The organism is Thiorhodococcus minor (assembly GCF_010820565.1).
GTDB lineage: Bacteria > Pseudomonadota > Gammaproteobacteria > Chromatiales > Chromatiaceae > Thiorhodococcus > Thiorhodococcus minor.
Window position 1 is genome coordinate 14,928 of the sequence record NZ_JAAIJQ010000058.1, and the last position, 20,852, is coordinate 35,779.

A 20,852-nucleotide genomic window follows, 5' to 3' on the forward strand; every position below is an offset into this window, starting at 1 on the left:
ATTCCGGGCGCACCGCGAAGATCGCATCTTGCCGTCGATTGGGCCGACGCAGGAGGCCCAACAATCAGCGCCTTGGGCCGACCGCCATGTTGGGCTTCGTACCTCAGCCCAACCTACGCAGAATTTCTTCACAGTCTCGCAGCGCAGTCCACCAGCGCCGGTGCGGGATTCGGTGGACTTCGCTTTCGCTCGTCCACCCTTGGGCCCTTTATTCCCGCTGCCAGGGTTGTCGTCCGCCGAGCTGCGCTCTGGCGCTCCGGAGCAGCGGTCAAGGGGTGAGCTCGAACCGCGCTGGCCGGTCTCGGCCGAGGCCGGCCAGCGCGCGGGGCGATGCCGATGGCTCGCCTAGGCGGCCGAGCGGTCTTCCCCGACCAGGAGGGTCGTGTCGTTGAGATAGGTGTGCTTGGGGATGACCAGGTTGGTCGGGGCTGGCACGTTCTTGAACACCCGCGCGGCCAGGTCGAACCGCGAGCCGTGGCAGGGACAGAAGAAGCCGCCCTTCCAGTCCTCACCCAGGTCTTCCGGGGCGAATTCCGGGCGGTAGATCGGCGAGCAGCCCAGGTGGGTGCAGATGCCGATGGCGACCAGATACTCCGGCTTGATCGATCGGCTTGGGTTTTGGCAGTACTCGGGCTGCTGCGGGACTTCCGAGCTGGGGTCTACGAGCTTGGGATCGTTGCTCGGCAGGGCCTCGAGCATCTTGGGTGTGCGGTGGACGACCCACACGGGCTTGCCGCGCCATTTCACGCGCAGCAGGGCGCCCGGCTCCAGCTTGCCGATGTCGGCCTCGACCGGTGCGCCTGCCGCCCGGGCGCGGGCGCTGGGATTCATCGAGGCGACGAAGGGGACCGCGGCATAGGCCGCGCCGACCATGCCCACGGCCGCCGTCGCGCCGATCAAGAGCCGCCGTCTCGTCTGGTCTACTGTTTGGACGCTCATCAGCCATTCACTCCAGGCTCGACGCGGCCGGTCCTGGCCTCGCGCCAGTCGGACCGCGTCCGTTGCTCCAAGGGTTCGGTTCGCTGCGGGCATTCTGCAGCGTTTTCCGACTAAAACACCCTGACATCTGTCAATGCAAAACGCACATATGTGCGATTTAATGCAGCCTGCTCGGAGCCGCAGGCCGACCTTGCACACGGCTGTCGCCCGCTCAGGGCGGCCTTGGCCGTTGGGCGCGCGGCAGCTCTTTCGACCCGCGCCGTGCGCGGCGCCAACGCTCAATGGAGATCCAATGCCGGGAAGACGCAGACGGGCGAGATGCATCGATTTCGACCCAGGCTACCTCTGCTTCAAGCCCTGCGGCCGACCTGGCCGCGGCACGGAGCGGATCAGTCTGCGCGCAGACGAGCTTGAGGCCATGCGCCTGGCGGATCTCGAGGGGCTCTATCAGGAAGAGGCGGCCCGTCGCATGGGCATTTCACGAACCACCTTATCGCGCACGCTCGCCGAGGCACGCCGCAAGGTTGCGGACGCCTTGGTTGGGGGCAAACGGCTCGTCGTCGAGCCGGATCCGAATCAGCCCCCGGCCGATGCGCAGACTGCTGGCGAGCGCGCACAGAGCCGGCCGTCAGCGGCGGCCGAAGAGACCAGACAGAGTTGAGGAAGAAACCATGAGAAAGATTGTCCTGACAGCCAATGACGACCGTGGATTGGACGGCGCCATGTCCATGCATTTCGGCCATTGCACGCACTTCGTGCTGGCGAGCGTGGACCCGAACAACCAAGTCACATCGACCGAAGTGCACGTGAATCCCTATGCCGAGCGGCATGAGCCCGGCCAGATCCCCGAGTTCATCAAGGGCTTGGGGGCCGACGTGGTCGTCGCCGGCGGCATGGGGGCCAAGGCCGTGCAGTGGTTCCAACAGCTTGGCGTGCAGGTGGTGACGGGTGCGCGCTCAGGTGTCGGCGAGACGCTGGACGCCTATCTCGCGGGCGCCGTCTCTGGCGTGTCCGAATGCAATCATGAGCACTGATCCAGATTCTGCAAAGCCTCGGGAGGGCCAGAGCATGAGCAAGATCCTCGCAACATCCACGGGTACGGAGCTTGATTCGGCCATCGATCCACGCTTCGGCCGCAGCCCCTATTTTGCCCTGATCGACCAGGACACGGGGGCGCTCGAGGCGATCCCCAACCCCTTCCTCGACGCCGCGAGCGGCGCTGGCACCCAGGCCGCTCAATGGGTCCTGGAACAAGGCGTGAGCCTGCTCCTGACCGGACGCTGCGGCCCGAAGGCGGCCGCGGTGCTAGATGGCTCGGGCGTGCGCGTGGTCGAGGGTGCCTCGGGTAGTGTGCGCGAGGCCCTGGAGCGGCTCAGCGCGCCTCGGTCAAGTGTCGCCCCCGTGGCTGCGGATGCACCTGCCGCCGACCAGCAGCGTCTCGGCGGTGCCGGCGGTCGTGGCGGCATGGGGCGCGGGCGCGGCCAGGGCCGGGGCGCTGGCAGGGGCTGTGGCGGTGGTGGGCGCGGCGCCGGCCGTGGTCGGGGCCGCTGCGGTCAGGGCTGAGCCATGACAGCGCTTACCATCGCTGTCGCCAGTGGCAAGGGTGGAACCGGCAAGACTAGCGTCGCGGCCAGCCTCGCGCTCTCGGCGCCAAGTGCGCAATACATCGACTGCGACGTCGAAACGCCGAACGGCCACCTCTTTCTGCGCCCGGAGATCCAGCGGCGCGGCGAAGTGCGCATGCGCACGCCGCAGATGGACCCGAGTCTCTGTACCCTGTGCGGCGCATGCGCCGAGGCTTGCGAATTCAATGCGCTGGCCGTGACCAGGGACAAGGTGCTGGTGTTCGCCGAGCTCTGTCACGGCTGCGGCGTCTGCGCCTACCTGTGCCCTGTGGAAGGCGCCGTGACGGAGGTCCAGCGCGGGATCGGTCTGCTCGAAATGGGCCAGGCCAAGGGTGCGGACGCGACCCAGCTGCAGTTCGCGAAGGGAAGGCTGAACGTGGGCGAGACGGGCTCGGTCGGCGTCATCAAGGCGGTGAAGCAGCATGCGACCCACGACGGCCTGCGGGTGCTGGATGCGCCTGCGGGCACGGCCTGTCCCATGGTGGAAACCGTGCAGGGCGCCGACTACTGCGTGCTGGTCACGGAGCCGACACCCTTCGGGCTGCATGACCTCAAGCTGGCGGTCGAGGTGGTCCGCCGGCTCGGGGTGCCCTGCGGCGTGGTGCTGAACCGCTGCGACATCGGCGACGACAGGGTCAAGGACTATTGCGAGACGGAGGGCCTCCCGCTGCTGATGGAGATCCCCTTCGAGCGCTCCCTGGCCGAGGCCTATGCGCGCGGCCTTCCTTGGGTGGAGGCCAGACCCGAGTACCGCGACAGGTTTCACGGGCTTCTAGAGGCGATTCAAGGGGAGCTGGAGCCATGAAAGAGCTGACCATCCTGAGCGGGAAGGGCGGCACAGGCAAAACGACCGTCAGCGCGGCCTTCGCCTCGCTCGCATCGAGCAAGGTGATGGCGGACTGCGACGTCGACGCCTCCAACCTGCATCTGCTGCTGGCCCCAGAGCCGAGGCAGACCGCCGATTTCACGGCCATGCGCAGTCCGCGCATCGATGCCGAGCTGTGCGCCGAGTGCGGCTACTGTGAGTCCTGGTGCCGCTTCGACGCCATCAAGCTGGATTTCGACGACGGCTATGTGATCGACGCCCTTGCCTGCGAGCATTGCGGGTTGTGCGCGCTGGTGTGTCCCGAGAGCGCCATCCTCATGGAAGACCATGTCTGCGGAGCATGGATGGTCTCCGACACTCGGAAGGGGACGCTGGTCCACGCCCGTCTGGGCATCGGTGAGGACAACAGCGGCAAGCTGGTCACCCTGGTGCGCCGCGAGGCGCGACGGGCTGCGCAGGCCGAGGGGGTCGGGCTGGTGCTCAACGATGGCCCGCCCGGTATCGGCTGCCCGGCGACCGCGGCAATCACAGGCACGGATCTGGTGCTGGCCGTGACCGAGCCGACGCCGTCCGGCATCCATGACCTGGAGCGGGTCGCGGAGCTGTGCAAGCACTTCAAGGTGCCGCTCGCGGTCTGCATCAACAAGCACGACCTGGATGCCGAGAAGAGCGCGGCCATTCGCGACTGGTGTCAGTCGAGCGGCGCCGACCTCCTCGGCGAGATCCCCTTCGACCCGGCCGTCACCAAGGCGCTGATGGCGCAGCGCTCCGTCATCGACGCGGACTGCGGCCCGGTGGTCGATGCCGTTACCGGGCTCTGGGAGGCAGTCTCCGCCCGCTTGGGTCAGCTGCCGGGGTCGCCGTAGAAGACGTAGTTGGTCGAGTAGTCGCTGATCTCGAAATAGACCTTGCGCTCGCCATCGTCCTGGACGCCGTTCTGGTTGACGTCCAGGACGCCATAGCCGAAGCGGTATGGCCGCGAGCTGGAGCCCTGGGTGGCTCCAGCCGTGGTCAGCTTGTCGATCTTGATGAACTTGCGCGCCAGCTTCTCGCCGGCGTAGATCTCCAGGACGCCGTCGGCGCCGGTCCAGTTCTGGAGTGAGCGGCCGATCTTGTTCTGGGTCTCCTGCGTGCAGCCCGTTGCGATCACGGCCGTGGCCGCGAAGGCGATCAATCCTCTTTGCATCGTCGCGCTCCTCTGTGGACGTGTGTCGGGGGAGGCTCCGCCAAGTCGCGGGGCGACGGCTCGCTGAGCGGGCGGCCCCTTGCCGGTCGCTTGGCGCTATCACGCCTGTGTCATCTTGCTGCTACGAAAGGATGATGACGCGCCCCCTGTCCGTCGTCATCATCAAAGGGGCTGGATTTGCAGGCCTGACCCCGCCGGAGCCTTCGCCTGGGGCCGCCGCCCGAATCTCTGCTACCATCCGCGCCGTCTCGTTTGCTTCGTATTGGAATCCCGCGCACATGGCTGTTCAGTTGCCGCCGGCGCTCGAGAAGCGCCTGAACAAGCTGTTCATCGAAAACAGACTTGTCTCGAAGATCCTGTCCTTCTTTTTCATGCCCTACCTCCTCAAGAGCGGATTGAAGGTCAACTTCGATCCCGAGGACTTTTTCGCGATCCTGCCCAAGCGCCAGATCAACCAGAACTGGTACAACACCATGGGCGGGGCGGCCATCCTGGCCAACCTCGAGCTCGCGGCTGGCGCCTATCTCTTTATGATGACGCGCGGCGAGTATCGCCTGGTGTGCAAGGGGCTCGATTACCGCTTCATCCTGCCCAGTGTGGGCGCCGTCATCTACAAGGCTGCCGCGGAGCCCGAGGCGCTCGGCGCCAAGCTTGCGACCGGCAAGAAGTTCGACATCGATCTCGATGTCAGGGTCTATCGCGCCACCCCAGACGCCAAGCCTGGCAAGCGCATGGGCAGTGGCGTCATCACCTTCCATGTCTGGCCGGTCGGCACTTGAGCCCATGCTGCGAGATCTGCCCTGGTCCTTCTATCTCGCCTCGTCCTGGCTTTGGTGTATCGGCGCCTTCTTTCCGCTGATCCTCGCCCGGGACTATGGGGGCATCGCCCTGCTGCCCTTCACATTGCTCAACGTCTTGGGCGCGGCCTGGTTCGGCTTCCACTTCCGCAAGAAGCATAGCGACGCGCGGTTTCGTCAGCGTCAAGGCGGCGCGCCGCGGCTGTTCTCTCAAGTCACGATCCTCTACCAGATCGCCTTCGTCGTCTGGCTGAGCGCGGTGCTTGGCCAGCCATGGCTGATTGTGGTGATGCTGGGCCTCGTCCTTGGCTTCTATTCCGCCAAGCGTGCGCTGCACTGGGTCTCCATTGGTGTCTTCGCGGTCTCCATCGGGCTCTTTTGGCTCCAGGCGCGCTCGGGGCTGAGGCTGCCCGCGCTGGATGCCCAGGACAGCTGGCCGCAGCTCATCCTGCCGCTCGCCTTGGGCTTCCTGCTGTCTCCCTATCTGGATCTGACCTTCCATCGCGCCTATGGGGCCAGCCGGAATCCGCGCTTCACCTTCGCGCTGGGTTTCGGCGTGCTCTTTCTGGCACTGCTGCTCTTCGTCTTCGCCTATGCGGAGACGCTGGCCGGGCTCTTCTTTGCGGGCGAGGCCAATGCCGCCCTGCTCGCACCGGTCATTGGCTTCATCCTGCTCCAAACGGCCTTCACCGCAGCCGCGCACGCGCGCGAGGTGGCGGCCGCGCCGACCGCGGGCGGCCTGGTGCGGGCGGTGTGGCCCATTGCCGCCGCCTTTCTCCTGCTGGGTCCAGCCCTCTATTTTTGGCAGGGCGCGGCTGTGCCAGTGATCGATGTCTCCGTCGGTGAGGTCGTCTACAAAGGCTTCCTGCTGATGTATGGGCTCGTCTTTCCGCTCCGAGTCCTCTTCCTCGATCAGCCTCGTCGATTCTGGGCCGTGCTGGGTCTTGCGACGCCCCTCTATTCGCTGGGCTTTCTGCTCGGCGGTCCTTGGAGCCTCGGGCTCGGCGCGGCCATGCTGGTCGTCCTGGCTGGACTCATGGCGCGGCGGACCCTTCCAGAGGCTGCTCCGGGCTGAGCGGCCGTGGTCTCGCGCCGTGCAGCTTGGGGCACGGCATGGTCAAATGGCGCCTTCGGGTTTGGTTGGCCGCGCGCGACGCAACGGCGGGCGGTGAAGCGGAGCGGAGGTTCCATGTCTCTCCAGCCGAGACACATCCTCATCGTCGAGGACGAGCAGGCGATCGCCGACACGCTCATCTACGCGCTGCGCACGGAAGGATTTACGACGACCCATTGTCTGCTCGGGCAGGAGGGGCTGGCCCAGGCGGTGGCTGGGGGCGTGGATCTGATGATCCTGGACATCGGCCTGCCGGACCTGAGCGGCTTCGAGGTCTGTCGCGAGCTGCGTCGCACCAGCGAGCTTCCCGTGCTCTTCCTGACCGCGCGCGGCGATGAGATCGACCGCATCGTCGGGCTGGAGATCGGCGCGGACGACTATGTCGTCAAGCCCTTCAGCCCGCGCGAGGTGGCCGTGCGCGTGCGCCGTATTCTGCGCCGGCTGGCGCCCGGCGAGTCAGTCCAGCCGGTGGCGCAGGGCGGTCCCTTCGAGGTCGACCCACAGCAGTGCTCCATTCGCTACTTCGGCAGCGTCCTCGCACTGACGCGGTACGAGTACGCGCTTCTGGCGACCCTCGTCGGCGCGCCTGGACGCGTCTTCAGCCGCGCCCAGCTGATGCAGCGGGTGTGGACGCATCCAGAGCACAGCCTGGAGCGCACCGTGGATACCCACATCAAGACGCTGCGCGCCAAGCTGCGCGCGGTCCGCCCGGACCTGGACCCCATCTGCACGCACCGTGGCCTGGGCTATGCGTTGGAGATGCCGACGTGAGGATCTCGCTCCAGGTCGCGGCCGGCTACTTCTTGATCGTCGGCCTGGCGGCCTGGTTCGTGCTGGACGTCTTCGTCGAAGAGGTCAAGCCCGGCGTGCGCGATACCATGGAAGATACCCTGGTCGACAGCGCCAATCTCATCGCCGAGCTCGTGGCGCCGGCATTGCTCGGACCGCCGGAGCTGCGCGCCGAGGCGGGGGCGCGCATCGCCGCCGCCCTGGCGCGCTACCAGGGCCGGAGCGTCGAGGCACGCATCTGGGGTCACGAGAAGCGCAGCCTGGACCTGCGCATCTTCATCACGGATGCCGATGGCCGGGTCATCTACTCCACCGAGCCCGACCAGATCGGCCGGGACTATTCGCGCTGGAACGACGTCTATCTCACGCTTGCGGGCCGCTACGGGGCGCGCTCGACGCGCACGCGCCCGGATGACGACAGCTCATCGGTGATGCACGTGGCCGCGCCGATCCGGGACGCGGGCCGCATCATCGGCGTCGTCAGTGTCGCGAAGCCGGGCCACAGCGTGGCGCCCATCGTCGAGGGCAGTAAGGCCAAGATTCGCGAGCGCGGCTTCGTCCTGCTCGCCATCGCGGCGCTCATCGGCGGGCTCTTCACCTGGCATCTGACGCGCGCGATCGGGCGTCTGCGCCGCTATGCCCTGGCGGTCACGGCGGGCCGTCGCACCGCGCCGCCCGTCTCCAGATCGCGTGAGCTGGCGGACCTGGCCGATGCACTGGGGGAGATGCGCGAGCGTTTGGAGGGCAAGCAATATGTTGAGCGTTACCTCCATACCCTGACACATGAGCTCAAGAGCCCACTGGCGGCGATCCGCGGCGCCGCGGAGCTGCTGACCGAGGGGGACATGCCACCGGCCGAGCGCACCCGCTTCCTCGACAACATTCGCGAGCAGTCGGATCGGCTCGCCGAGGTCGCCGAGCGCCTGCTGGAGCTGGCCCGCGTCGAGCAGCAGCAGGCACTGACGGAATCTGCGCCTCTCGACCTCAAGACCCTCGTGCAGGGCTGTGTCGAGGCGGCCGCCCCGCTCGCCGCCCAGCGCGGCATCCGGTTTCAGCTCGATGCCGAGGGGCCCTATCAGGTCCAGGGTGATGCCTTTCTGCTTGGTCGTGCGCTGGCCAATCTGCTCGACAATGCCTTGCGGTTCTCGCCTGAGGCTGGGTGCATCCGGGTCGTGCTGCGTCGGTTGGCGCCAGCGAAATCTCGCGAGGCGCCGTCGCTGGTCGAGGTCTGTCTCGAGGATGAGGGACCCGGCATCCCCGACTACGCCCGGGACAGGGTCTTCGAGCGCTTTTTCTCGCTTCCCTGTCCGGGCGCCAAGAAGGGGACCGGACTCGGGCTCAGCTTCGTCCGCGAAGTCGCCGAGCTGCACGGGGGCTCGATCAGGTTGGAGAATCGCTCAACAACTGGCGCACGAGCCCGCATGAGCCTGCCGCTTCTGGGGGCGTGAGCTCTCCGGTCTCCATTTCGCATCTGCCCTTGGCATCATCCGACCTCGGCCGACTCGGATCTTTCTGGTCGCTGCCATTTCACACAACTTCACAGAGGCTTCACTCGGCCTCGATCAGGGCTTCAAACCCGCCTTCCACACTGTCTCCGAGGCTCAACAACGCAGGAGACAACTGATGCAGAAGGCCCTAGTGATCAAATCCGCCGTGACGCTCGGTCTGGTACTGGCATTGGCGGTGCCATTGGGAATGGTGGACCAGCTGGTCGGCGAGCGCGCGGCGCGGCAGCGCGCCGTGGTGACTGAGATCGCGGCGAGCTCCGCCGGGGCGCAGATGGTTCTGGGGCCTGTCCTCGTGCTGCCCTACACCCAGGCCTATACCGAGAGCTACTGGGCGGACGAGCCGGTCGAAGGTGGGACGCGCCGGACCCGGCGCACCCGCGAGGTGAAGGCCGAAGGCAAGACGCTCATCATGCCTCGGCAGGTGCAGATGACGTTTTCCGGTGACACGGCCCTGAAGCGGCGTGGCCTCTTCAAGGCCTTGGTCTACGAGCTGAATGGGGTGATCGAGGGGCACTTCCAGATCCCGGCGGCGCCCGAGGTTCAGGGGCGTCGAGAGGGCGCGAGGATCACCTGGGGCCAGGCCTATCTGAGTCTGGGCATCACGGATACGCGAGGCATCGCCCGGGCGCCGGTGCTCGACTGGGGCGGCACCGAGCATGGGTTCGAGCAGGGGACCATGCTGGGCAAGGCGGCGCCGAAGGGGATCCATGCCGAGCTGCCAGGTCTGGCTCTAGCTCAGCCGGCGTCGAGTGCGTCCGATGCTTCGCGTGAGATCGCCTTTCGCATCGCCCTCGGATTCCGCGGGACCGCGTCCGTCGGCTTCGTCCCGCTCGCCGAGAGCACCCGGATCGCGCTGGCGTCGACCTGGCCCCATCCCAGCTTTCAGGGGCGTTTCCTGCCCAACGCCGATAGCCAGCGCGTGAGCGCCGATGGCTTCAGCGCTGTCTGGGAAGTCTCCGGGCTGGCGACGGAGGCGCCGGCTGCCCTGCGGGCGCAGGTCGCGGCCGATCGGCCTTGTGGGTCTGGCTGTGCCGACTGGCTCGGCGTGCGCTTCATCGAGCCGGTGAACGTCTACTCCATGGCCGATCGTGCCTTGAAGTATGGAATCCTGTTCATCGGTCTCAGCTTCGCGGCCTTCTTTCTCTTCGAGCTGATCAAGTCGCTGCGGATTCATCCGGCGCAGTACCTGCTAGTCGGGCTTGCGCTGGCGCTCTTCTTCCTGCTCTTGCTGAGTCTCTCGGAGCATGTCGCCTTTGCGCTGGCCTATGCGGTGGCAACGCTCGCCTGTGTCGGGCTGCAAGGCGTCTATCTCAGCTCCGTGCTTGGCAGCCGTCGCCGCGGGCTCGCCTTCGCGGTCTTGCTGGCCGTGCTCTTCGGCGCGCTCTATGGCCTGCTCATCTCCGAGGATATCGCCTTGCTGATGGGCTCGACGCTGCTCTTCGGGCTGCTGGCGCTGGCCATGGTCTTGACCCGCAATCTGGATTGGTATGCATTGGAGCCGAGGCGCGGCTGAGGGCGTATTCGCCGGGCTGCCGGGGTGGCCGTATCGCCCCGGCGGCCGGCGCGCAGATTGCTGAATCTGCGGCGAAAAGTTTGCTAACTGGCTGGGAGGCCGCCATACTGCAGTTGATCGCTAGGTCATGCGTGCTGGGCCGATCTCGAGCAGGCCGCACCATCTTCCCAAACGCTAGAAACGAGTCTGCCCACCGTGCCAACCGAGCTACTTTGGCTGCTCCTGCCATGGAGCCTTGCGTTCGTCTTTCTCGGACGGATGCGTACCTGCCCGCCGCTCCCCCAGCGTGCCGACGACGTCAAGGTGTCGGTCATCATTCCCGCGCGCAACGAGGAGTCCCGTTTGCCGCCGCTCCTCGCCTCACTGCAGGCGCAGGACTATGGCCGCTATGAGGTGATCGTCGTCGATGACAACTCCACGGACGCGACCGCCGAGCTTGCCCGCGCCGCGGGGGCCAAGACGCTCACCTTGACCGAGCTGGCCCACGGCTGGCTGGGCAAGCCGCACGCCTGCTGGGTCGGCGCGCAAGCGGCAACAGGCGATCTCTTCGTCTTTCTGGACGCAGACACCGCGCTGGAGCCGACGGGGCTGCGGCGCATCGTCGGCACCCATGCCAAGCACGGCGGCCTGGTCTCGATTCAGCCCTACCACCTTATGCTGAAGGCCTACGAGCGGCTCACCGCCATGTTCTTCATCATCATGATGGGCAGCATTCGCTCGTTCACGCTCGCCGGGGATGCGGTCAAATCGAACGGCAGCTTCGGGCCTTGCATGGTCTGCTCGCGGGAAGACTACTTCCGCACCGGCGGGCACCGGCTGGTGCGCACCGAGATCATCGACGACGTGGCCCTTGGGCGCGAGATGGCAAAGCGCGGGGTTCGGGCTTCCAACTTCATCGGCGAGGGGACCATCTCCTTCCGCATGTATCCGGGCGGCCTGCGGGATCTGGCCGATGGCTGGACCAAGAATTTCGCGCGCGGCGCCATGACCACGGATCCGCTGATGTTGGCGATGATCACCTGGTGGATCTACGGCGCAGTCGCTTCAGTGGACGCCATGGTGGGCTGGGCGCGCGATGGGCTGAGCATCTGGGTGATTGCCGGGGCGGCCGCCTACCTGGCCTATGTCGCTCAGCTCTGGTGGCTGCTGCGTCGGCTCGGCAACTTTGGTTTGGGCACTGCCTTGACCTATCCGCTCTCGCTGGCCTTTTTCGTCGCCATCTTCTTCCGCTCCATCTATCGCACCCTAGTGCGCAACAGCGTTCGCTGGAAGGGACGCTCCATCCCGGTGCGCACGCCGAGCTAGCGCTCGCATCGCTCGCAGCAGCCTGGCGCGGTTGTAACGCTGCACCAGGATGCAGGGTGCGTTGACGATGGCCCCATAGATCAGCATCACCACGCCGACCTCCCAGGGATTCCAAGCGAAGAAGCTGAGCGCCATCGCCCAGGTCAGCCAATGCGAGCACTCGGCCCGCGTGGTCTCGAGCGCGAAGCGCTGCAGATAGGCGGGATCCTGGCCCCCCAGGCGGCGTTTGGAGAAGCCGCCGGCGAAGAAGGCCCCGGCCTCGGGCAAGTGATCCTTCCAGCGTCGAATCCCTGCGCGCTCGTAGACGCGACCCGAGGCCTCCCAGCCGTAGCAACGGCTGACCAGCGGCAGGCTCTCCAGGATACCCGCCGGCAAACGATGCGCCACATAGCCCGCGCCGAAATGGATGCCAAGCCAAATGGCCGCGTAGAGGCCGGCGATCGCTAACACGTTGGGTGCTCTCGGTGGGTGTGCGACAAAGCGCGCAATCTTACCTCCAGCACGCGACCGCTGCAGGTCGGGCTTGGCGAGCTGGAACGACGGGGGCAGCGCAGGCTGGGCGCTCGGCGCAGGCATCGCGCGGCTCCGATCGGGGGCGAGCACGCCGACGGGCTTCGAAACGGCTTCATGAATTCGTCATCTTGGCGGCACCTGTCTGTCAACTTGAGTGCCTACCATAGGGCATAAGTGAAGCTGTTTCAGGAGCCTTTGCAGTGATGACCATCGAGCACCGCTACTGCGCCCGCTATCCCACTGAGCTGGAAGTGCATATCAGCTACCGCAAGCGGCGCTTCATCAGCGCGAAAGGGACCAATCTTTCCAACCATGGGATGTTTTTGCAGGTGCGCAATCTAACGCTGCCTACTGGAACCATGGTGGATCTGGAGCTGCATGCGCTTGGACGCGGCTGGCTGATCCCCGCCGTCGTCGTTCATCGCGGCGCGACGGGGATCGGTGTCATGTTCAGGGAGCTGCAGGCCGAGCTGTTTCAGGGTTTGCCGCAGTTTCCCGAGCAGCCGGCCTTTCCGTCGGCCCAGGTCGTGAGCTCGATGCGGCAGATCTCAGCCTAGCATGAGCCTGCGACACTGGGAGTGTTGGCCTCCAGGTCAACACGTGTCGGCCTAGAGGCCGACACTCCCAACACTGAATGGCAGCCATCTCAACGCCGGGATCCCGGCTCGGAGTGAAATGCAGGACCAGAGCGGACGGCATAGGGGGCTGCGCTCGCCCTGTTCTTCGCCGCATCGCGACGTCCCTGTCTTGCGCCGCTTGGGCCGACGTAGGAGGTCCAACAGAGCAGGCCGTTGTGAGGCTTCCTACGCTGGGCTTCGTCCCCTAGCCGCGCCTACGCGGCCCTTCTTCACCCTCTTCGTCGCTTAATCTGGGCGAACGGCCAGCCTGCGAGCTCCTGGCGAAGCTGGGGTCAATCCCACTCGAACAGGACCCATTGCGGTATCGAGGTGTTCCTGGGCGATCTGTCCTGGGCGTCGATCAACCCGTCCCCGTTGAGGTCGTAGAGGTAGTAGGGCGGTCCCACCTGGGGCTGAATCCTGACCATGTAGAGCACGCCGCGCACGCGGTACTCGTAGATCAGCCGGTCGCCTTCCTCGACGATGGCGATCTCGGGCTCCACGGCCTCGCCAGTGACCGGCGATGGCTCCACCGTTGGGGCCTGCAAGAACCCTGCAGCACCGTCGTCCGTTTCGTCTTGTGCGCTGACGCCCCCGAGCGCTAGCGCTAGCGCCAGGGTCGTTGCGGTTAGGATTCTCTTGGGCACGAATTCACCATTGCGCGTCAAAGCTCAGATCCGAATGGTAGTATGAACGCCGGCGAAATGCTCGTCCAAGCGCCCCCGCTGGGGCATACTCCGCAGCTCGTTCCGGGCGCTCGGCCATGCCGCGCGGTCGATACCTACTCCTCAGAACCCTGACCTCGGCTCGGTCCTTGCGATCTCGCCCGAGGCCGCCCGCAGGACCCTCATGCCTGGACTCAATTCGCGACAGCGCGAGGCGGTGCGCTACACCGCCGGCCCGCTCCTGGTGCTGGCCGGGGCCGGCTCGGGAAAGACCCGCGTCATCACGCGAAAGATTGCCTATCTCATCGAGGACAGAGGGCTGCAGCCGCGGCACATCTGCGCGGTGACCTTCACCAACAAGGCCGCGCGCGAGATGCGCGAGCGGGTCAGTCAAGCGTTCAAGCACGTCAACACGCGCGGCCTGCGGATCTCCACCTTCCACACCCTCGGCCTCGACATCCTGCGCCGCTCGCCCGAGCCCGCGGGCTTGCGTCGCGGCTTCTCGCTGTTGGATGCGCAAGATTCGGAAGCCCTCATCAAAGAGCACCTGCGGGGAACGACCGAGGCGGATGCCATCGGCCCGTCGGCCGTCCAGCATCGCATCTCCCGCTGGAAGAACGACCTCATCGACCCGGCGACGGCGCTGAGCCGCGCGGAAGACGACTTCGAGGCCCGCTTGGCAGGGCTCTATGCGGACTACGAAAGGAGTCTGCGTGCCTACAACGCCGTGGATTTCGACGATCTCATCCTGGCGCCGGCTCGGCTGTTTCAGTCGCAGCCAGCGCTCTTGGAAGCCTGGCAGGAGCGCCTGCGCTATCTCCTCGTCGACGAATATCAAGACACCAATAGCGCCCAGTATGAGCTGGTGCGTTTGCTGACCGGCGCGCGCGGCGCCTTCACGGTGGTTGGCGACGACGACCAGTCCATCTATGCCTGGCGGGGCGCGCGGCCGGAGAATCTCGCGCGGCTCCAGGAGGACTACCCGGACCTGAAGGTCATCATGCTCGACCAGAACTATCGCTCGAGCGCGCGCATCCTGGGCCTCGCGAACACCCTGATCGCCAACAATCCGCACGTTTTCGAGAAGCGTCTGTGGAGTGAGCATGGGGACGGCGACATGCCCCGGGTCCTGCGCTGCTCCGACGAGGCCAACGAGGCCGAGCGCGTGGCCTCGGAGATCCTTCATCTCCACTTCGCCGAGAAGGTGCCGTTCGGCGAGGTCGCTGTCCTCTTTCGCGGCAACCATCAGGCAAGGCCCTTCGAGAAGGCCCTGCGCGAGCACAACATTCCCTATTTCCTGAGCGGCGGCACCTCCTTCTTCGCCCGAGCCGAGGTCAAGGACGCCATGGCCTACCTGCGGCTGCTGGCGAATCCCGAGGACGATGCCGCCTTTCTGCGGGTCGTCAACACCCCGCGCCGCGAGATCGGACCCACGACCCTAGAGCGTCTCGCCGACTACACGCGCGAGCAAGGCATCAGCCTGCTTGCGGGCTGCGAAGATCCCGGGCTCGCCGAGCATCTGAGCGAGCGGCAGCGCGACCGCCTCGGCGCCTTTGTAGACATGATCCGCGAGCACCGGCGTCGCACTGCTAATGACCCGGTCGGTGCCGTGCGGGCGCTCATCGAGACCATCGACTACTACGCATGGCTGCGCGAGCACGCCTCGAGCCAGCGTGTCGCCGAGCGCCGCTACGAGAATGTCGGAGACCTGCTCGACTGGCTCGGCAAGCTCCAAAAAGGCGATTTCCACGACAAGGCGCTCGCCGACATGGTCGGTCACCTGACCCTGATGGACGTGATGGAGCGTCAGGACGAGGAGGCGGGCGGCGATCGCGTCCACCTCATGACCCTGCACGCCGCCAAGGGGCTGGAATTTCCCCATGTCTTCCTCGTCGGCATGGAAGAAGAGCTGCTACCGCACCGCAGCAGCATCGAAGAAGACACCATCGAAGAAGAGCGCCGCCTCGCCTACGTCGGCATCACCCGGGCACAGCGCGCCCTGACCTTTACCCTGACCCGCCGCCGACGCCGCTACGGCGAGTGGATCCTCAGCGAGCCCAGCCGCTTCCTCGCCGAGCTCCCTCCGGACCAGCTCGACTGGGACGGCGAGCGCACCGATACGCCCGAAAGCCGCAAAGCCCGCGGCATGAGCCACCTGCATATGCTGAAAGGGATGCTGGAGGGCAACTGAGCCCAAGAGCGTCCGACGAGCGAAATCGGACTTTGACGAAGCGGCCTGGAGCGGCGATAATCCCGAAGCTAGGCCATGGAGTGCTATTTCTTCGCTCTAAGGCCGCTCAGGCCGAGACATCCGCACTTCGGCCAACGCAAGTCACTCAAGCGCCTGTAGCTCAGCTGGATAGAGTACTGCCCTCCGAAGGCAGGGGTCACAGGTTCGAATCCTGTCAGGCGCGCCAATTCACTACGATGCTTTTCCTGTTGCCAGGCGACTTCCGAGAGCTCGTGTAACGAGCGCGAGCTGACCCCGTCGCCAGGCAAACGTCAGGTGGGAGCGCCGCCCCGGCGCGACGAGGCAGGCTCCAGTCGTCGCAGGGTGTCTCTCCCAAGAATCGAGGGCTGCCCCGACCGGACTTTGATCAAGCGGGTGCGTGTCGCTCTTCATCTGATATCCAAGCTCCTGGAGATCGCCCTATCCGGTTGTCTCGCCCGATTGGCGCTGAATTGGCCCAGCCCCTTTCGCGGCGGCCGCCAGGTTTGCGTCTGGCTCCCACGCTCCAGCGTGGGAGCAAGTGCCGACGCTCCAGCGTCGCGTCGCAGGCCACCGGGGCATCGGGAACGAGAAGGGCGCGGCTGGGCGTCCGCGCCAGCACCTGCGGATGGGGTGAATGCCGCACCGACCGATCACCAAGGCCGCTTTGATCGCCGCCCATCAGCCCCCTTTGGCGAGAAAGTCCATGGCCCGTCGCAAACTTCCCATCGGCATCCAGACGTTTCGGGAGATCCGCGAGGAGGGCTACTACTACGTCGACAAGACGGCTTTCGCCTGGCGCTTGGCCGATAGCGGGAAGTACTACTTCCTATCGCGTCCCCGCCGCTTCGGCAAGTCGCTCTTTCTGGATACTCTCGCCGAGCTGTTTGCCGGCAGCGAGCCGCTTTTCCGCGGACTCTTCGTCCATGAGCGCTGGGATTGGAGCCGACGCGCACCTGTCATCCGGCTGAGCTTCGGTGGCGGCGTGGTGGGCTCGTCCGAGGACCTACGGGAGAAGATCGGCGAGCAGCTCCGCATCAACCAGGAGGCGCTCGGCATCGGTTGTACCGAGCCGTCGACGAGCGGGTGCTTCGCCGAGCTGATCCGCAATGCCCACGCGCGCAGTGGCGAGCGGGCCGTGGTCTTGGTCGACGAGCACGACAAGCCCATCCTCGACAACCTCGCCGATCCCGATGTCGCGCGAGAGATTCGTGACGGGCTGCGCGATCTCTACTCAGTCATCAAGGATTCCGACGCCCACATCCGCTTCGCCTTCCTCACTGGAGTCAGCAAGTTCAGTAAGGTCAGCCTCTTCTCGGGACTGAACAACCTCAACGACATCACCGTCTCGCCGGACGACTCGGCGATCTGCGGCTATACCGAGGACGACCTCGCCAGCGTCTTTGCGCCTGAGCTCGAGGGGCTGGACCGGCGCCAGATCCGCCACTGGTACAACGGCTACAACTGGACCGGCGAGTCGGTCTACAACCCCTTCGACGTCCTGCTGCTGTTCGATAAACGCCAGTTCCGCCCCTGGTGGTTCGAGACCGCGACACCGAGCTTTCTCATCGATGTGTTGACAGAGCGCCAGGCCTGGCTGCCGGCACTGGGGCAATGGGAGACGGATGCGGCCTTGCTATCGCGCTTCGACGTTGGGCAGATAGCCACCGAGGCCCTGCTGTTTCAGACCGGCTATCTGACCATCGACCGTGAGGAGCTGGTCGGCGGGACCTATTTCTATCGCTTGCGCTATCCCAACCAAGAGGTCTATCAGGCGCTCAATACGGCCCTCCTCGACGCCTGGACACCTCCTCAGACGGGTACGGCCATGCAGCGCCGCACGCTCTATCAGTGCCTGCAGTCCAATGACTTTTCTGGGCTGGAGGCGCTGCTCCAAGGCCTGTTCGCGAGCATCCCTGTCGACTGGTATCGCAATAATCCCATTGCTCAGTACGAGGGCTACTACGCCAGCGTCTTCTACGCCTGCTTCGCCGCACTTGGCCTCGACCTCACGCCGGAGGAGACGAGCAACGCCGGCCGACTGGATCTCGCCATGCGCTTCAATGGCCAGATCTATCTCATCGAATTCAAGGTGGTCGAACTTACCCCGGAAGGGCGGGCGCTAGAGCAGATCAAGGAGCGCGGCTACGCAGACAAGTATCGCAACAGCGACCAGCCGGTCTATCTGATCGGCGCGGAATTCAGCCGCGAGCGGCGGAGCTTGGTTGCGTTCGAGGTGGAGCGGCTGATCTGAGGCGAGCGCCAAGCTCCCGGCGAAGCAACACCCGCTCGCGCCGATAAACTGGCTCCGATGGCTGCTTCTTCCCCTACCGCCAAATCCCACAGGTATCGATCACGATCTTCTCCTGCAACGTCTGACGGGAAACTTTTCGAAACCCGCGATGCGCCACCAAGCCGAGGACGATGTCGGCTTCATTTAAGGCAATATCCAGTCCACAAAGCCTGACATTCGTATCTTGCAGGGCCGTCGGCAGGGAATCGACGTGCGGCTCTACCGCCAGCACGCGCCCGACCTGTGCCCGCCCAAGCTGCGCGGTAATGTACAGCGCCGGGCTCTCCCGCAAGTCATCGATATCCGGCTTATAGGTAAGCCCTAGGCAGGCGATCGTCGGGCTCTGAAACCGCGCTGCCTTCGCGCGCACCTTTGCCACCACTTGCTCAGGCTTGCCCGCATTGACCTCGCGTGCCATGCGAATCAGCCGTGCCTGCTCGGGCGCTGAATGCACGATGAACCAGGGATCGACAGCGATACAGTGCCCACCGACACCCGGGCCAGGGCGTAGCACATTGACCCGCGGATGCCGATTGGAGAGTTGAATCAGATCCCAGACGTCGACGCCGAGGTGATCGCAAACCTGCGACAGCTCGTTGGCCAAGGCGATGTTCACATCCCGGAAGGTGTTCTCCGTCAGCTTGGCGAGCTCCGCCGTCCGGCTGTCGGTCTCCAAGACCTCTCCGGCTACGAAATGGCGGTAGAAATCCGCTGCAGCGGCCGTCGATGCCTCATCGATTCCGCCGACGATCCGATCATTGTCCACCAGCTCGCGAATGATCTGTCCAGGCAGCACCCGCTCAGGGCAATGCGCCACATGAACCGACTCAGGGACGTCGATCTCCTGGATTCCTCGTCTCGGTACGACGAGATCAGGCCGAGCATCCGCGATCCAGGCCGCAACCTTCTCCGTCGTGCCTACCGGACTGGTGGACTCCAATATCACTAGATTGCCGGCTGCCAGATAGGGCGCAATGGCACGGGTCGCGTCCTCCACATAGCGCAGATCCGGCTCGAAATCGTCTTTGAAGGGAGTCGGGACCGCCAGGATAAAGATATCGGCCGCCGCTGGCTCGGTATGGGCTGTCAGACGACCGCTTTGAACGGCGGACTTGACCAGGATATCCAGTGCCGGCTCGCGAATATGGATGTGCCCTGCGTTGATCGTCTCCACCACCTGCGGGCTGACATCGACCCCATGCACCTGAAAACCTTTGCTTGCGAGCAGACTGGCGGTCGGCAGGCCGATGTAGCCCAACCCCATGATGCAAAGTCTTTGATTCACGTCAGAATGCTCCTACAAGGTCGCTGAGGTGAGCGCGCCCACAATTCTTCGTGCTGCTTGCCCGTCGCCGTAAGGATTATGAGCGCGCGACATCGTCTCGTAAGCATCGGGATCATCAAGCAAGCGCGATGCTTCGCGCACGATTTTCGCGTCATCCGTGCCAACGAGTCGAACCGTTCCCGCCTCGACCGCCTCCGGACGCTCGGTGGTCTCCCGCATGACCAAGACAGGTTTACCCAATGAGGGCGCCTCTTCCTGAACACCGCCGGAATCCGTAATCAAGAAGGTCGCTCGATCGATCAAGGCCACGAAGGGCAGATAGTCAAGCGGCCCGATCAGATGCACATTGTCCTTGCCCCCAAGCAAGCGGAGCACCGGATCCTGCACATTCGGATTCAGGTGAACGGGATAGACGATCTGTACATCCTTCCGCTGTGCCAGCTCGGCCAACGCGCGGCAGATACGCTCGAATCCCTCACCAAAGTTCTCGCGCCGATGCCCCGTTACCAGAATCATCCGCCGACTGGGATCCAGAAAATCGAAATCACGCTCGATCTCATCCCTCAGTCGAGCGTCCTCGCGCAACCGGCCCACCACATTGAGCAAGGCGTCGATCACGGTATTGCCCGTCACCGTGATCTGCTCCGACCGGACACCCTCATGCATCAAGTTTTCGCGCGCGCCTTCCGTCGGCGCGAAATGCCACTCCGCGATGCTGCCAGTTAAGCGCCGATTCATCTCCTCCGGCCATGGCGCATAGATGTTGCCTGTGCGCAGACCGGCCTCGACATGCCCGACCGGAATCCGTTCATAAAAGGCCGCAAGAGATGCCGCGAAGGTCGTCGTCGTGTCGCCGTGAACCAGGACTAACTCAGGGCGCGTCTCGCGCAGAATGTCGCGCATGCCGGCAAGGACGCGCGACGTGATGTCCGTCAAGTCCTGTCCAGGCTGCATCAGATCGAGGTCGAATTCCGGCGTGATGCCAAACAGATTCAACACCTGATCCAGCATCTGACGATGCTGCGCCGTCACACAGACTTGGCTCTCGACCTCTGGGGCAGCCGCCAGCGCCTGGACGACGGGGGCCATCTTGATGGCTTCCGGGCGCGTGCCAAAGACCGTCAATGTCTTCATAATCGAATCCATCTCCTTCTCACCTTTCAGAGGATCGAGCGCAAGGCCAGACCAAGTCCCCTACACCACCTCGTCCACTGACGGCCCCAGCTTCAGGAAAGCCTCAACGTAATCCTCAAACTCAAGTCCAACTCGTCAAATTCTTGCTCGATGGCCCGCGCCAACTCATTCATCGCGGAACTTGGCTCGACGCCCCGGATGGTCACGAAAGCCTCGCCCCCCAGGAAACGCGCCTCGGCAGTCAGCGCACGAAGAGAAAGGCGTTCCTGAAATTGACCAAGCATGGTGTCGAGAAGCTCATTCGCCATGATTCCCTCCTCGCATCGCTTCGAGACCATGAAACCTTGAACAGTTAAGCAGCGGCGAACGCGTCTTGATCTCTTGATCGGGTGCAACCTGCCGAGCGCGGGCGCATCAAGCCGCGAGCGCATGGTATGAGTCGGCATTGGCGGTCGCGTGGCCATAGCGCAGGCGCAGATCTTCGCGGATGCGAAAGGCGACGAAATCGTCCCAGAGTCCGCTCAGGGTGATGCC

Annotated in this window: 21 protein-coding genes and 1 tRNA gene; 15 read left to right on the forward strand and 7 right to left on the reverse strand. The window is 65.0% G+C overall.

Translation table 11 applies throughout. The features are described from left to right. Positions 1-345: 345 nt before the first annotated feature. Positions 346-939 carry a ubiquinol-cytochrome c reductase iron-sulfur subunit gene (gene petA, locus G3446_RS17510; RefSeq protein ID WP_164454128.1) on the reverse strand — a complete coding sequence of 198 codons (594 nt, stop codon included), beginning with the start codon at positions 937-939 and terminating at the stop codon, positions 346-348. A 292-nt stretch (positions 940-1,231) separates the two neighbouring features. Between petA and G3446_RS17515 the strand changes: the two genes are divergently transcribed. The 5 genes from G3446_RS17515 to G3446_RS17535 are packed head-to-tail and all read left to right on the forward strand — an operon-like array spanning position 1,232 to position 4,256. Next, complete coding sequence (locus G3446_RS17515; protein ID WP_164454129.1) at positions 1,232-1,600, forward strand: DUF134 domain-containing protein; 369 nt, start codon at positions 1,232-1,234, stop codon at positions 1,598-1,600. A 10-nt stretch (positions 1,601-1,610) separates the two neighbouring features. After that, complete coding sequence (locus G3446_RS17520) at positions 1,611-1,973, forward strand: NifB/NifX family molybdenum-iron cluster-binding protein (protein WP_164454130.1); 363 nt, start codon at positions 1,611-1,613, stop codon at positions 1,971-1,973. A 34-nt stretch (positions 1,974-2,007) separates the two neighbouring features. Beyond that, on the forward strand, positions 2,008-2,502 hold the full coding sequence (locus G3446_RS17525) for a NifB/NifX family molybdenum-iron cluster-binding protein (protein WP_164454131.1): 495 nt from the start codon (positions 2,008-2,010) through the stop codon (positions 2,500-2,502). 3 nt (positions 2,503-2,505) lie between these two features. Beyond that, entirely contained in the window at positions 2,506-3,369 is an 864-nt protein-coding gene (locus tag G3446_RS17530) for an ATP-binding protein (protein ID WP_164454132.1), read from the forward strand. Further along, positions 3,366-4,256 (forward strand): ATP-binding protein, encoded by an 891-nt coding sequence (locus G3446_RS17535; RefSeq protein ID WP_164454133.1) that lies wholly within the window; start codon positions 3,366-3,368, stop codon positions 4,254-4,256. Before G3446_RS17530 ends, G3446_RS17535 begins: the two co-directional genes overlap by 4 nt. On the opposite strand, the gene G3446_RS17540 is transcribed toward G3446_RS17535, so the two are convergent. Beyond that, complete coding sequence (locus G3446_RS17540; protein WP_164454134.1) at positions 4,235-4,576, reverse strand: hypothetical protein; 342 nt, start codon at positions 4,574-4,576, stop codon at positions 4,235-4,237. The two genes, G3446_RS17535 and G3446_RS17540, sit on opposite strands and share 22 nt — an antisense overlap. 278 nt (positions 4,577-4,854) lie before the next feature. Between G3446_RS17540 and G3446_RS17545 the strand changes: the two genes are divergently transcribed. The 6 genes from G3446_RS17545 to G3446_RS17570 all read left to right on the forward strand — a co-directional run bounded on the left by G3446_RS17545 (position 4,855) and on the right by G3446_RS17570 (position 11,602). After that, positions 4,855-5,355 carry a DUF4442 domain-containing protein gene (locus G3446_RS17545; protein WP_164454135.1) on the forward strand — a complete coding sequence of 167 codons (501 nt, stop codon included), beginning with the start codon at positions 4,855-4,857 and terminating at the stop codon, positions 5,353-5,355. Between the two features lie 4 nt (positions 5,356-5,359). Next, positions 5,360-6,448, forward strand: coding sequence for a hypothetical protein (locus G3446_RS17550; RefSeq protein ID WP_164454136.1), 1,089 nt, complete (start codon positions 5,360-5,362; stop codon positions 6,446-6,448). Positions 6,449-6,562: 114 nt separating this feature from the next. Then, the gene (gene creB / locus G3446_RS17555; RefSeq protein ID WP_164454137.1) at positions 6,563-7,258 is read left to right on the forward strand and encodes a two-component system response regulator CreB; all 696 of its coding nucleotides are present in this window, start codon (positions 6,563-6,565) and stop codon (positions 7,256-7,258) included. Further along, positions 7,255-8,724 (forward strand): two-component system sensor histidine kinase CreC, encoded by a 1,470-nt coding sequence (gene creC / locus G3446_RS17560; RefSeq protein ID WP_164454138.1) that lies wholly within the window; start codon positions 7,255-7,257, stop codon positions 8,722-8,724. Before creB ends, creC begins: the two co-directional genes overlap by 4 nt. 175 nt (positions 8,725-8,899) lie before the next feature. Further along, complete coding sequence (gene creD / locus G3446_RS17565) at positions 8,900-10,297, forward strand: cell envelope integrity protein CreD (protein ID WP_164454139.1); 1,398 nt, start codon at positions 8,900-8,902, stop codon at positions 10,295-10,297. 195 nt (positions 10,298-10,492) lie between these two features. Next, a complete protein-coding gene (locus G3446_RS17570; protein WP_164454140.1) occupies positions 10,493-11,602 on the forward strand; it encodes a glycosyltransferase in 1,110 nt (369 codons plus the stop codon). Here G3446_RS17570 and G3446_RS17575 read toward each other — a convergent pair. Continuing rightward, complete coding sequence (locus G3446_RS17575) at positions 11,543-12,052, reverse strand: glycosyl-4,4'-diaponeurosporenoate acyltransferase CrtO family protein (protein WP_164454141.1); 510 nt, start codon at positions 12,050-12,052, stop codon at positions 11,543-11,545. The genes G3446_RS17570 and G3446_RS17575 overlap by 60 nt on opposite strands. 266 nt (positions 12,053-12,318) lie before the next feature. Between G3446_RS17575 and G3446_RS17580 the strand changes: the two genes are divergently transcribed. Next, positions 12,319-12,672 carry a PilZ domain-containing protein gene (locus G3446_RS17580; protein WP_164454142.1) on the forward strand — a complete coding sequence of 118 codons (354 nt, stop codon included), beginning with the start codon at positions 12,319-12,321 and terminating at the stop codon, positions 12,670-12,672. Positions 12,673-13,025: 353 nt separating this feature from the next. On the opposite strand, the gene G3446_RS17585 is transcribed toward G3446_RS17580, so the two are convergent. Continuing rightward, positions 13,026-13,379, reverse strand: coding sequence for a DUF2782 domain-containing protein (locus G3446_RS17585; protein ID WP_164454143.1), 354 nt, complete (start codon positions 13,377-13,379; stop codon positions 13,026-13,028). A gap of 202 nt (positions 13,380-13,581) precedes the next feature. Here G3446_RS17585 and G3446_RS17590 point away from each other — a divergent pair, with 202 nt between their 5' ends. The 3 genes from G3446_RS17590 to G3446_RS17600 all read left to right on the forward strand — a co-directional run bounded on the left by G3446_RS17590 (position 13,582) and on the right by G3446_RS17600 (position 17,860). Then, complete coding sequence (locus tag G3446_RS17590) at positions 13,582-15,588, forward strand: UvrD-helicase domain-containing protein (RefSeq protein ID WP_164454144.1); 2,007 nt, start codon at positions 13,582-13,584, stop codon at positions 15,586-15,588. Positions 15,589-15,737: 149 nt separating this feature from the next. Continuing rightward, positions 15,738-15,814 (forward strand) — tRNA-Arg (locus G3446_RS17595). Between the two features lie 498 nt (positions 15,815-16,312). Further along, positions 16,313-17,860 (forward strand): ATP-binding protein, encoded by a 1,548-nt coding sequence (locus G3446_RS17600; protein ID WP_164454145.1) that lies wholly within the window; start codon positions 16,313-16,315, stop codon positions 17,858-17,860. Between the two features lie 73 nt (positions 17,861-17,933). Here G3446_RS17600 and wecC read toward each other — a convergent pair whose 3' ends face one another. From wecC to G3446_RS17615, 3 genes are all read right to left on the reverse strand, one after another. Further along, positions 17,934-19,184 (reverse strand): UDP-N-acetyl-D-mannosamine dehydrogenase, encoded by a 1,251-nt coding sequence (wecC, locus tag G3446_RS17605; protein ID WP_342450149.1) that lies wholly within the window; start codon positions 19,182-19,184, stop codon positions 17,934-17,936. A gap of 12 nt (positions 19,185-19,196) precedes the next feature. Further along, positions 19,197-20,318, reverse strand: a complete 1,122-nt coding sequence (gene wecB, locus G3446_RS17610; protein WP_164454146.1) for a non-hydrolyzing UDP-N-acetylglucosamine 2-epimerase — start codon at positions 20,316-20,318, stop codon at positions 19,197-19,199. 92 nt (positions 20,319-20,410) lie between these two features. Continuing rightward, a complete protein-coding gene (locus G3446_RS17615) occupies positions 20,411-20,626 on the reverse strand; it encodes a hypothetical protein (protein ID WP_164454147.1) in 216 nt (71 codons plus the stop codon). Positions 20,627-20,852 lie beyond the last annotated feature (226 nt).